The sequence below is a fragment of the Nostoc sp. genome (assembly GCF_036917535.1).
Taxonomy (GTDB): Bacteria; Cyanobacteriota; Cyanobacteriia; order Cyanobacteriales; family Nostocaceae; genus Nostoc.
In genome coordinates this window covers 22,930-35,911 of record NZ_JBALDA010000024.1, presented here as the reverse complement: position 1 = coordinate 35,911, position 12,982 = coordinate 22,930, and the positions used below count along the sequence as shown (strand labels likewise).

10 protein-coding genes are annotated in these 12,982 nt (G+C 38.4%); 6 read left to right on the top strand and 4 right to left on the bottom strand.

Annotation, left to right across the window (positions count from 1 at the left end; all coding sequences use genetic code 11):
* Positions 1–28: 28 nt before the first annotated feature.
* Positions 29–832, top strand: a complete 804-nt coding sequence (locus tag V7K56_RS08370; protein ID WP_334909404.1) for a phytanoyl-CoA dioxygenase family protein — start codon at positions 29–31, stop codon at positions 830–832.
* A gap of 119 nt (positions 833–951) precedes the next feature.
* On the top strand, positions 952–2,217 hold the full coding sequence (locus V7K56_RS08365) for a glycosyltransferase family 4 protein (protein ID WP_334909402.1): 1,266 nt from the start codon (positions 952–954) through the stop codon (positions 2,215–2,217).
* A gap of 104 nt (positions 2,218–2,321) precedes the next feature.
* Here the strand turns inward: V7K56_RS08365 and V7K56_RS08360 are convergent, their stop codons facing one another.
* From V7K56_RS08360 to V7K56_RS08345, 4 genes are all read right to left on the bottom strand, one after another.
* Positions 2,322–3,368, bottom strand: coding sequence for a D-alanine--D-alanine ligase family protein (locus tag V7K56_RS08360; protein ID WP_334909400.1), 1,047 nt, complete (start codon positions 3,366–3,368; stop codon positions 2,322–2,324).
* Between the two features lie 331 nt (positions 3,369–3,699).
* Entirely contained in the window at positions 3,700–5,094 is a 1,395-nt protein-coding gene (locus V7K56_RS08355) for an ATP-grasp domain-containing protein (RefSeq protein ID WP_334909398.1), read from the bottom strand.
* 59 nt (positions 5,095–5,153) lie between these two features.
* A complete protein-coding gene (locus tag V7K56_RS08350) occupies positions 5,154–5,987 on the bottom strand; it encodes an O-methyltransferase (protein WP_334909397.1) in 834 nt (277 codons plus the stop codon).
* Positions 5,988–5,991: 4 nt separating this feature from the next.
* Positions 5,992–7,221 (bottom strand): sedoheptulose 7-phosphate cyclase, encoded by a 1,230-nt coding sequence (locus tag V7K56_RS08345; protein WP_334909395.1) that lies wholly within the window; start codon positions 7,219–7,221, stop codon positions 5,992–5,994.
* Positions 7,222–8,566: 1,345 nt separating this feature from the next.
* Between V7K56_RS08345 and V7K56_RS08340 the strand changes: the two genes are divergently transcribed.
* The 4 genes from V7K56_RS08340 to V7K56_RS08325 all read left to right on the top strand — a co-directional run bounded on the left by V7K56_RS08340 (position 8,567) and on the right by V7K56_RS08325 (position 12,922).
* Positions 8,567–8,794, top strand: a complete 228-nt coding sequence (locus V7K56_RS08340) for a hypothetical protein (RefSeq protein WP_334909393.1) — start codon at positions 8,567–8,569, stop codon at positions 8,792–8,794.
* A gap of 452 nt (positions 8,795–9,246) precedes the next feature.
* Positions 9,247–9,630 carry a pentapeptide repeat-containing protein gene (locus V7K56_RS08335; RefSeq protein WP_334909391.1) on the top strand — a complete coding sequence of 128 codons (384 nt, stop codon included), beginning with the start codon at positions 9,247–9,249 and terminating at the stop codon, positions 9,628–9,630.
* Between the two features lie 341 nt (positions 9,631–9,971).
* A complete protein-coding gene (locus V7K56_RS08330; protein WP_334909389.1) occupies positions 9,972–10,463 on the top strand; it encodes a hypothetical protein in 492 nt (163 codons plus the stop codon).
* 1,376 nt (positions 10,464–11,839) lie between these two features.
* Positions 11,840–12,922, top strand: a complete 1,083-nt coding sequence (locus V7K56_RS08325; protein WP_334909387.1) for a response regulator — start codon at positions 11,840–11,842, stop codon at positions 12,920–12,922.
* Positions 12,923–12,982 lie beyond the last annotated feature (60 nt).

The following is a 12,982-nucleotide window of genomic DNA, read 5'->3' as shown; positions in this document are numbered from 1 at the left end:
GTTAAATTTCAAAATTTGAAAAGTTACGATGCTCAAGGTAGATATATCAAAAATCACCATCCAACAAGTTGAAGCTTTCGAGCGAGACGGTGTTATCTGCGTCAAAAATGTTTTGGATGACATTTGGGTAGAACGGATACGAACAGCCGTTGACAAGAATGTATTAATCCCTGGCCCTTTAGAAGTTAAGGGCATCCCCAGACCGGAAGGTCATGTGGAACATACCAGTAGCTTATGGCTCATTGATGCTGATTTCCGTGCTTTGGCTTTTGAATCTCCGCTAGCAACGCTCGCCGCTCAAGTCTTGAAATCAGAAAAACTGAACTTTTTGACTGACGGTTTCTTTGTTAAAAAACCGAAAACAAACAGCCGTGTAGGGTGGCATAACGACCTACCTTACTGGCCTATACAAGGCTGGCAGTGTTGTAAAATTTGGCTGGCTTTAGATAGTGTCAACCAAGTAAATGGTCGATTAGAGTATATTAAAGCCTCTCATCAATGGGGTAAAGAGTTACGTGAAGGATCAAACCCCTCCTGGTTTGTAGAGCCAGAGCCTCACGAAATTTTGTCTTGGGATATGGAGCCTGGAGATTGCTTGGTTCATCATTTTCTGACAATTCATCATTCAGTAACTAACATATCTTCCACACAACGACGTGCAGTAGTCACCAATTGGACTGGCGATGATGTTACTTACTATAACCGTCCGAAAGCATGGCCTTTTAGACCTGTTGAGGAAATTGATTTACCAGAATTTAATTCATTCAAAGCTAAAAAACCTGGTGAGCCGATAGACTGCGATATTTTTCCGAGAGTTGAACTGCATCGCTAATTGGTGTAAATCAATAATTTGATCAAATTGGAAAATGATTTGTACTAGTATTTAACTGTCTACCGCTTGTCTTATGTAGCTTTCAGTTTTCTGTTATTGAATAAATATTTAAATCAACAATGATTAAGCCTCTATTGGTTAACACTTACGATCCCAAAGGAGGAGCAGGAGCTGCTCGTGCAGCTTATCGGCTACATCAGGAACTACTGAGATTAGAAATTGATTCTCAAATGTTAGTTCAAGATAAAAGAATAGCTGACTCTACTGTGGTAAGTTATCCCAATAAAGTAGCTCAAATAATATGGAAAGCTCGTCCGATTCTAAATGATTTACCACTAAAACTTTATAGAAATAGGCAACGTAACTTTACATTTTTCCGGCTGCAATGGCTCCCTAATACAGTTGCGTCGCAAATTGCTAGACTTGAACCAGATATCATTAACCTGAATTGGATATGTGAAGGATTTATACCAATTGAAGCACTGGCTAAATTCAATAAGCCTATTGTTTGGACATTTCATGATACGTGGGCATTTACAGGTGGATGCTGCTATTCTCTAGGGTGCGATCGCTATACAAAATCTTGTGGAAATTGCCCTCAACTCGGTAGTAAGCATAGCTGGGATTTATCTCGCTGGGTTTGGCAGCGTAAAACTAAAGCCTGGCAAAATCTCAAGCTTACTATTGTCAGTCCTAGTAATTGGCTTGCTGAATGTGCTAGATCCAGTTCACTATTTTCAAATAGTGACATCAGAGTTATTCCTCACGGGTTAAATCTTAACATCTATAAACCAACTGAGCGTCAAATAGCCAGAAACTTACTGAATCTCCCACAAAATAAGCAACTAATTTTATTTGGAGCACTCAACGCAACTAGCAATCCTAGAAAAGGATTTCATCTATTGCAATCAGCGTTGCAAAAATTGAGCCAGTCTGAGTGGAAAGATAAAATTGAACTGATTGTTTTTGGTTCATCTCAACCTGAAGATTCAGTTGATTTAGGTTTTAAGGTACACTACTTAGGCAAAGTTGATGATGAGAATAAACTAGCGCTTCTCTATTCATCTGCGGATGTGATGATTGTGCCATCAATTGAAGAAGTTTTTGGACTGACTGCTTGTGAATCCCTGTCCTGTGGTACACCTGTGGTTTCTTTTGATTCAACGGGACTTAAAGATTTAGTTGAACATCAAAAAAATGGATATCGAGCGCAATGTTTTAGTTGTGATGACTTAGCAAATGGTATTATTTGGGTAATAGAGAACAAAGAGCGGCATCAAAAACTTTGCGATCGCGCTCGTGAAAAAGCAGAACAAGAATTTGCGATCAATCTGCAAGCACATCGTTACTTATCCCTCTTTGAGGAAATGAGTAAGCCCTCGTAGAGAAGCTTCTTGTAAACAAGCGATCGCTGCCTTAACCGACTCTTAATTAGCGATCGCTCACCTACACATTATAAGCAGAAAAACCTATACCAAGAAATTGACTATCAATTTTGCAACGCTTTTTGATTACTGCCTAACGTTTCATTAATAGCCATGATTAATAACTCATTTAGAGGGATTCCCACTGCTTTAGCCATAGAAGAAATCACACTTTTGGGGGCAAAAGAACAATATAAACCGGCTTCTAAGAACCAAGGTTCTCCCTCTGGGTCGATGCGGAAGTCAAACAAACTGTAGTGGCGACAACCCAAAGCCTGATGACACTTCTTAGCCACTTGCTGAACTTTCTGGGTCATCGGGTCGTTCGGGTTTACAATCCAAGACTTCTTATTATCTTTAGCAGCGAATCCCAAGTTGCCATCGTCTGTTTGTTGGAGTTTATCAGCATGTTTGCGGATGGGTTTTTCGTGGGGGTTTAACAGATACTCTTCAAGGGGTAAACCCACTAGCTCACCATCTTTGACAATGATGCCGCATCTGACTTCTCGACCGAGTTCAATAAATTCTTCTACAATCACCTCATCTGAATATTCAAATGCTTGCTTCAAAGCAGCGTTATAGTCAGTAGCCTCTTTGACTAAGGCCATCCCTAAAGAGTTATCGGAACTTACGGGTTTGACGATCGCTGGAGGTGTAATTGTCGGCGTATCTCCTTGACGAAGCAGTTCTCCACGAGGCACTTTCACCCCTGCTGCTTCGACAATTGCTTTGGTTCTGGCTTTGTGCGCTGTTATTGCCATGATATCTGGAGTATTGCCGATGTAAGGGATCTTCAGCAAGTCGAATAAAGCGCGGTATTCAGTCATTCCAGGGATACAAAACATTTGTGGTAACATTATGTCAATGTTTTGTGCTGTTAGAAACTGTATGGCATCAGCCAGAGTCATCGGTTTGGTGTCAGCAATATCTTCAGGGTTGAGGGAAGAAGGAAATCGCCAGTGGCGATCGGGTGTGATGTATGCAATCTGAAAGTTATAGTGCGATCGATCTGCTGTTGCTGCTAGACAGTCTTGGGCGTAAAGGCGTGACAAATCACAGTAAAAATTATTGTGTGCAGATCCAACTAAATGAAGGATACGAAGTATTGGCATGATTCATCTTCCTTATGTATTGTTAGAATTTATATAGCGGTTCTCGACCCCCAACCCGCTCCCCACAAGCGAAGAGAGGGTTATGATGTATCTCTGTGATTAGTAAAGGCTACATATAACAGTTCTGTATCTAAAAGTGTTTAATTAAGAATTATGAATTATCCCTCTTTCAAGAAACAAGTCAAATCCTCTTCCCTTCTGCCTCCTGTCTCCTGACTTGAAAATGTTTCTTAGATGAGTACCTATATAGGTGTTCCAGATTGCATTTTCATGGCAAGGCTAGTGAAACTTGTTTCATCGGGACTGCCTTGTTTCTTAGGAGAGCGTTACTTTAATCGCCACCTAATTCCACTAGTTTGCCAATGTTGAAGTCTATTTTTACCCATCCTTTGAGTTGTTGGAGATTTTTCAACAAAAGTAAAGGAATCTGCCAATGATGCAAAGTCAAAAATGGTATGGGGTCATCAAGACTGTAAACGGCATCAGTTCCCCGCATTAAAGTATTAACTGATGTTTGCAATTGTTTCCAGGAACGGATACCAGTTAGTCGCCAGATTTCGTGATATGTGAAGTAAGTGGGCTTGCTACTTGCTAGGGGTTCCAGAGGTGCAGCTAGAGGAGTTTTACCAAGATAGGCGTCTGCAACACCGGGGTGATTGTAGAACATTGTAATTGCCGAATGGGTACGGGGATTGCATTCTATGGCGTAAACTGTACCGTCTTCGGCTTGGATAAAGTCTAAAGAAGCTTGCCCAGTCAGTGCCAAACTCTTGACGAAGTGTTGCACCCATTCACGGATTTGGGGATTTTCGACGTTTTCATAGTTGATTTGAAAAGCAGATGAGTCTGAACAGCAATGCAATCTTAATTCCCCATCCCGCACTGTACTATGTGTGCATAATTCCTTACCAGGAATAAACTCTTGCATAATCCAAGGTCTTTCTGGACTGATGGGTAAACTATTGACAAAGGCTGCTGTCTCTTCTGGAGTGTCGCAGGGAAGTTTGGTTAAATTTAAGCGGCGAACGGAGTCGTAATTAATACTTTTAAGGATATATTTGCGAGTTTCTTGACTAAAATCGAAATTGATAACTTGTTGAGGATCTGTGATTTGAAAAGATTTGGGCACAGATAAACCAAGCGATCGCGCCCGATCGGTAAAGGCAAATTTATCATCCAACATTTTGGTTATATCTGGATCAAAGTGGAAAACTTCGCAGTATTCTGATAATGCAGCCTTTGCTAAAGATTCATAGTAGCTAGATACAGGACTGGATACAGGTACAAAAACGTCAACCTTTTCCTTTTTAACGATTTCTACTAGCGCCTGGATATAGCCTTCTGGGTCTGATTGCGGAGCCGGAACTGTATAAAAACGACTCACCGTTTTTGAAAATCTATGACCAGACAACCAGTATTTGTGACCTTCAATCAAAATAACTCTGTGCCCTGCGGCATGGAAAGAGCGGGCAAGTTGCAATGCTTTAGTCATCTTGGCTCCACTCACCAAGATCGTCTGAGGATGAGCAGCTACGACATTTTTCGTAAACGGCGAACGCACAATGCCCCACAACAAAGATATCAACACTATCAAAGCATTGAACGGCAAGGCTATTAGTAATAATGTCAGAGTACCGAGAGTCTTGAATAAAGCTATTACTTTTACTCTAACACCCGTTGATGACGTTGGGGATTGAGGCAGAGATAAAGAAATTGATTGTCCCATAAGTCTTTCCTTTGTGTTTAGTGTAGAGACGTTACATTGCAACGTCTCTACAAACTTTATTACACGACGCGTCTAATTAGAGTTATACCATCTCGGATGGGTAACAGAACTTGTTCGACACGAGGATCGGCAGCGACAACGTGGTTGAACTGAGCGATCGCTTCACCGTTGGCGGTGCGTTGTTCGGGTGGTAGGTAAACTTGTCCTTGTAACAAAGTGTTATCCACACAAATTAAACCGTCGGGAGTCAGTAAGTTACTATCCAAAATCGTTTGGAAGTACTCTACATATTCTTTTTTATCTGCATCAATGAAGATCAGATCGAATACTTCTTTTCTGGCAGCCAGCTTGTAGAGTGTCTCTAGGGCAGGTGCTACTTCTACAACGATTTTGTTGCCGTGGGGAGACTTACTAAAGCAAGCTTGAGCAAATTGAGCAACATAAGGATCTACTTCGCAACCGATAAGTTGCCCATCACTTGGTAATGCTTCTGCCATTGCTAAGGCTGAATACCCTGTGAACATTCCTACTTCTAAAATGCGCTTGGCTTTGGTGATATGAACAAACATTTTCAATGTCTGTCCTTCCAAATGTCCTGAGAGCATTTCCTGCTCTAGTTGACGCACTGTTTCCCCATCGCTGAAGCGTTTGCTCCAGTCTTCTTTGCTAGTTTTTTGCGCCAATGCTGTCAATGCGCTTGATTCGGGGGTAGTGTAATCATCTAAGTAGGGATCTAAACCCGCCGCTAATTGAACACCCTGCTCTAAAGAATCTAATATTTCTACAGAAATGTTATTCTCTTGTGCCAATTTGAGAGTTTGCTGTAGCTGGGCTACTAAGATGCTATGTGGCGTTATCGGTCTAGCTGTTTCTCGTCCTACAATACTGGTCATATTTTCAGACCCCTACTAACTTAGCTTCTTGACTTTCAATGTATGCGTCAACCCCTTCTCCGCCACGAGGGTATTTAGCACAAAGACGTTTGTGTTCAGCTAAGGCAGTATCAAGTTCTTCACGAGTCAAATCGTTGACAAAGAAGCACTCACCAATTGGACGAGGCATGGCTGCGCGTTGTTTGCCATCTCGTGTCAAGCTTATAGAGCGGGTAGCATACCAGAGCAAATCCCCATCCAATAGAGGATGATCGAGTGCTAAACCGATACGATTCATCAAGTCTAGGATGCGATCGCGCTCTCCTGTTGAAATATAACCCCGTCGTGCTGCAATGGTTGCAGACAAAGCCATATCTATATTGACCGCATGACCGTGATATAGGGGTATTTGAGGTGCTAATTCTAGGGTAGGACTCCAAGTGTGACCGTAGGCAATGACGCGATCAAGGTCTAATTCATGCAAGTTAGGAGTCTCTAACTCCAACATGGTTTTTATTCCCTCGTAGTTGACTTTATGGGCAATCTCTTTAATTTCTGGTGTTGCATTCACATATCCAAAGTGAGTGGAAAGCAGTTCTTCGCCATATTTATATAGCAGTTCAAAGACTTCCGAGTTAGAAACTACCGCAATTTTCACTAACTCTGCCATCCCATTGCGAACTTGAGCGGTTGGCAAGGTTTTCAAGAATGAGAAATCTAAGATTACTTTCAAAGGTGCATGATATGCTCCCAAGCGATTTTTTTCCTTACGATGATTAACTGCAACCTTAATTGCTACACCTGCATCAATTAAACCAATCAACGTAGTAGGAATGCGAATGTAGTTACTCTTGCGACGGTAAGAAGCGCAAGCAAACCCAGCCACATCAGTAATTAGACCACCGCCGACGACTAAGACTGGTTCCTTACGAACTAAACCAAAGTCCGAAAAAGCGTCAATAATTTTTTCAAAAGTTGCCAGGGTTTTAGCTGGCTCTGTAATAATGATTGGAAATAGCGTCAGTTCAATGTCATAGTGTCTAAAATATGACTTGATCTGATCGCCATAAAGTTCATGGACATTGGCATCAATTACAGTCAGACAGCGACCAAATTTTGCATAGCTATCTGCGATTTCTCTGTTTTGAATATCAAATGCACCGTTCACATAGACAAGACTAAAATCGATTTTTTCGTAACCTTGCACGTAAAACGCAGCTTCTGTAGCTTCAAATGATGCTTGAACTTTATTCATGTGTATTGACCTGATTCCAATTAAAAAGTTGTGAGATTTCGGTAATAATTGCGATTTACCCTAATGTATGCCAGCAAGCAACCATGCTCTTTACCCTTTCAGATAAAAGACAGCACAAAATTAGCTTTCAATAAAAAGCTAACGTTTATTACTGACTGGTAATGTTTTTAAACAACACCATTCATTTGATGAGTAAATTGTGTAGATGGGTTAACCTTTAATTCGGCATAACCTCAAACAGGTCAACTAACCCCACTAGCAATATATTGGTATAATACTTGCCTGCTTCTGTGAATTGTTGACTTTAAATTTGGGAAATTCATCTGAATTCAGATTTATTCCACTACATTTAAATATAGTGGCTTTCCAACTGTACGATTCCGCAAAAAATCTAGCCTAGACAACTGATTGTACCGTTGCTCTCCAAGCTTAAATTTGAGATTAGAACCCTGATTAATCGTTAGTTGGCTGTTTATTAGCATTAGTCTCAAACCTTAAATTACTAAACTCGCTACATCCTGTTTGCTTCAGAATAACAATGGACTTTTAGAAATTTACCTGAATTTTTATTAACTCCACTATAATTTGTCTCTAGCAACTTGCCGATTGTTAGACTTTGCAAAACTCATCTCTTAGTAAACTACTCATATTGTTTATCATTGTCTATCTCTGGGCTGACATTTGATATTACAGAAATGATTAATCCTCATCTCGCTGTTTTTTTGCATTAGTCTCAAACCATAAAATGGCTAAAAGCAAAGATGACTCACTGCATTCTATTCAAAATATCAGTAAAATACTTCTTTTAGTAGGTTAATTTACTGCTCAGTAATCAACATACTTACCTCAGCAACTCCTGACAATTCAGAATTTAAATGTACCTGAGTTCCTTGTAACAAAAGTTTAACTTTTTTAATGAATGCTTGTGTGTATTAAAGGTTTCTAAGTTTGCTTGAATTGCCTTCTTAGTCCTAAAGTAAGCCTTTTCAGCTTCAACAGCAAATAATTTACTACTTGGTAACTGAAAAGTACAACACAAATCATAACATCTGTAAATCTCTTTAAGTCAATCCACCATGCGAAGTGTACTAGATAAGCAAATATTTACAAAAAAATATGTCTCAAGATAGATACGTTATACAAAAATATATTTTATGCAGCAGCTATATCTAATATCGTGTCCGACTAAAGATTTATCATTTAGATCCCAGTTCTTGCTGGGGAAAGAGGCTTTTAAGATTTTTGCATAGATGCGGTAATCATAAGTAATTAAGCAGACTTGATATAACAGACATCTGGTGAATTTAATTATGCGTTAGGTTACGTTGCCCGAAATCCTTCGCTTTTGTCGGTTCTAGATGCATTTACATACAATGTTTCACTTTTGCAGGCAGATTCACAGGTAAAAGATCGCGATTTACCGGATGAACTCAATAGTACACTAATAGACATCTCCGAAAAAGAATATCAAAGCCTTGTGCTGTCAGGGCCAATATCTCATTGCCGGAGATGTCTAATTCACATAGTTAGCAAAATATTGCTACGATATGCGATCGCAAATGGCGTAGTTTAAGACATCATGGAACACAGGTTGTTTTCATATCATATCTGCGTTGACAACTGACAATATTACTGTTGTGCTAAATAGCTGATAGCTGCCAAAGCGGGGAATCTGTGAGTGCGATTGCTTAGTTACTTTACAATATAAAAAGTTGAATATTTATAACAGGCAAAATTTATTGAAAAATTAATTTAAATAATAATCAGCCCAGATATTTACTAAACATATTTCAGTATTTTTTGGGCGAAAAAAGTATTATTTTTAACTTAATTGATAGTCTGGTTAAGAGGTTAAATGTCAAACACTTGATTTACAAGGGTCTAGAATTAAGATAAGGTTAATAAAACAAAAGCAACAAGTTTAGATTATTTCATACAGAAAAAAATATTCAAGTTATTTGTGTCTTAATTTTTTTAAGTTATGATAAAATTTACTATCTTAAATGTGCATAATCTAGCTTAGTTATGGATGCTAAAGAGTTGCTCAAGCGTTATGCTGCTGGAGAGAGAAACTTTAGTGGGATTAATTTGGAAGAGGCTGACTTGAGTGGAGCTAACCTGAGCGAGGCTAACCTGAGTCAAGCTAATCTATTGGCAGCTAATTTGAGTGATGCTAATTTAAGTGGGGCTAATCTCAGTTATGCCAGATTGAGTTTGGCTAGGTTCATTGGTACTAATTTAGAGGGTGCTAATGTGACTGATGCTGACATAATTGGCGCCAGATTTGAAAATGCCAATCTCAAAGGGTCTTACCTTTGTGATTTCGGTTACATTAACAATGCCTTGTTCCAAAATACTATTGTTGGTGATGGTAGGATTATCGTCGGGCCAGAGATAATTCATGGATGAATATTCTAGATTACTCCATCAGCCAATATGAAGCTAATCAAATAAGAATTTTCATCCAGCAGTTTTCAAGTAGAAGAGGTACAAAATAACTGAAGTGTCTGCTTTAACATCCGATATTGCTTGACAAGTTAATTTCGATAGAAAAATTGAGTATTCTTAAGCAGACAAAATCTATTTAAATTAATTTTTATAAAATCTTAAAATTTCTTAACTTAGTTTAAAAAATCTTGGTATTGACTTCAAAATGTAGGAGCGATCACTTTGTAAAGGTTAGTTGAAATTAGTTGTCAAATTGCTGGTGAAGTTAGAAACTAAAGAAATACAACACACGCAATTATTTTATGACTGCTATTTCTAACCTTGAATTAAAACGTCCAATTTGGCAAACTGCGATCGTATTGACCTTGGGCTTTTGGCTCAGTGCTAGTCTAGTTTTAGATTGGGTAATTATGCCTAGCCTTTATCTTTCGGGGATGATGAGCCAAGCTGGTTTTACGACAGCAGGCTATACGATTTTTTGGAACTTCAATCGGATGGAATTACTATCAGCTGCTGTAGTCCTGACTGGGGCACTAGCTCTGAGCAAAACCCGATATCACTGGAGTATTGGCAGTATTGTTTTATCTGTGCTGCTGCTAACTATCACTGTCCTTGATACTTATTTCTTAACTCCGCAGATGTGCGCTATAGGAGTTCAACTCAACCTATTTGAAGCTGCTGCTGCTATTCCATCGACAATGAATTTACTACACGGTAGTTATTGGCTACTGGAAGTAGTGAAGCTGGTAGCTGGTGGTACACTTTTAAGCTGGTGCTGGCGGGAGCAATTTTAAGTAGATGGAGAAGTTATAACGGTAAGAATGTCCACTTATAAATCTCACGCTAAAGACGCAAAGAATTTTTTTGCGTCTTTTCGCTACATATATCTTATGGGTTAATGAATGTGATGTTTACGACACGCTAGGCTTATGCGTACAATTTTGTATTTATATTTTGTGATTTTTCGGGTAAAATGATTCAGTTTTTTATAAGTGTAATTCAATAAGCAGACATATAATTATCTTTTACTATACATTTTCAGCTTTCCCGGACATCTAAACAAATAAATATTTATAACAATTTTCTGGAAGATGATATCAATTAGTTTTCATGTTTACTTTAGTGATTTATGATGAAGTTTATATATTTCTGGTAACTTTTTTTGAAAATTATAGTAATCTAAGTTTTAGCGAGTATGTTACTTGTTATCTACCATCTAGCTGAAAATAGCTATTTTGCAGGTATCTACTACTAATCAAGGATTTCCTTGTAAGTTCTTGAATTTGCCACTCCAATTTGTGAAGGATGACTATTTAGCCCCACACAACTTTAGAACCAGTTTCCAGTACTTATGAAGAGATTCCGTTCTGCTGATTTGGTCGCCTCTGCATCTCACCACACACCATCATGGCGGCAATTATCAGCAAACTCATTCTTGGCCGGAGTTTACCATTATTGTTGTGCAAGTGATAATTTTGCCAAATCCCAAGACTAAGAGTTGCTCTACAATCACAAACTTAAGTAAGATATTGAACTTCTGGAATGCTTAGTTTTTAATAATACTTTTTCTCTTGTGAAGTTACCCTCAAGAATAAACTTCTTGAAAAAGTACCCGACGACTTTCTTCACGGATATAAAAACATACTTAGTCAGTGCGTATTTAATGCCTATAAGTCTTGATGGAGAAACATTTACGTTTACATTACAGTAGATTTTGGTCGCTCCAGACTTTAGGATTAGGGACAAAAAACTTTTGCAAGAGAATTAAAGTATCTATAATTTTAGGCTATAAAATACGGATAACAATGATACTTTTGTGACTGATGGGCGAGAGCCAATGGTCTTTATGTAGCACTTGAGTTACTGTTAGATTGGCTAAATTAGCTAAAGATACAGAAAACCAATCTAATTTTTGAAATACTATATCCTGGCAACTAGTCGGGCAATTTTGCTATTGGTCAGTAGCATTTATTGGTTTAGTTGTAACTCGTGGATTATAGCTTAACAGAGATTGGTGAATTAAGAGTTAGGGGGTGTGGAATCTCTGTACTAACTCAAATATGACCGCTATATTTATCTGACAGTGCTTCTAACAAAGTCACGGTGAATTCTGAAAAGGTAATTCACTAATTTTACCTGCAAATGTTAACTTTATTCCAGAGCTATCCCAATGAAGACATTTCCGATTAGTAGATACAGATTTTTCCAAAAGCTCCAGCCCCTACCTTTGTTGAAAAAAATCACTGGTAAGTCAGTTACTGGTTGTTTACAGGTGTTTAGCACATCAGGCTCTTGGTCAATATATGTAGATGAGGGGAAACTAATTTATGCCTGCTACTCAGAGAAAATGTTTGAGCCGCTTTACAGAAATTTGCAACGCTTGAGTCAGCAAATTTCTACTCTCCCTGACGGAATCAAAGACCAGTTGCGGGCAATATTTGAAACTGGTATTGAAAATCAGGCAATACCGAACCCAGATTATCTGGCTATTTGTTGGTTAGTCAATCAGAAATATATCAGTTCCTCTCAAGCAGCAATGCTGATAGAGCAATTGGCGCTAGAAGTTCTAGAGTCATTTCTGAATTTAGAGGAGGGAAGTTATGAATTTATTCCTGAGAGTTTTCTGGATGATATGCCAAAGTTTTGCCATTTAAATCTACGTTTATTAGTTGAACGATGTTTAACGCCCCAAAATGAAGCGGTTTATCGTCATACATCGCCAAGTTATCAATCGCATACCTCACAATTTTTCCAAATAAATGAGCTACAACCTAAAGTCAAAACTACGCCAAAGTTGTCTAAAATAAACGGCTATAAACCAGCAGCCTACTCGATTAATACTAATGAACACAGGAGTCAGCAAATCATCCAATCGCCTGCTGACAGAAAAATCTACACAATCTTGTGTATTGATGACAGTCCTACAATATTGAATGCTATTAAAAGTTATTTAGATGAGCAAACTTTTTCCGTTATCGGAGTCACTGATTCTTTAAAAGCTTTAATGCAGATTATCCGTATAAAACCCGACATAATTTTGTTGGATATATCAATGCCTAATCTAGATGGATATGAGCTCTGCTCTTTGCTGCGTAAACACTCATATTTTAAAAATACACCTGTGATTATGGTGTCAGAAAAAGTAGGATTTCTAGATAAAGCTAAAGCTAAGATGGTCAGAGCATCAGGCTATTTAACTAAGCCTTTTCAACAAGGAGATTTACTCAAAGTTATTTTTCAACATATTGTTTAATTTACTAATATAAAAAATTACTTCATTTAAACAGCCTATTATTTTAGATATTTAAGGTTG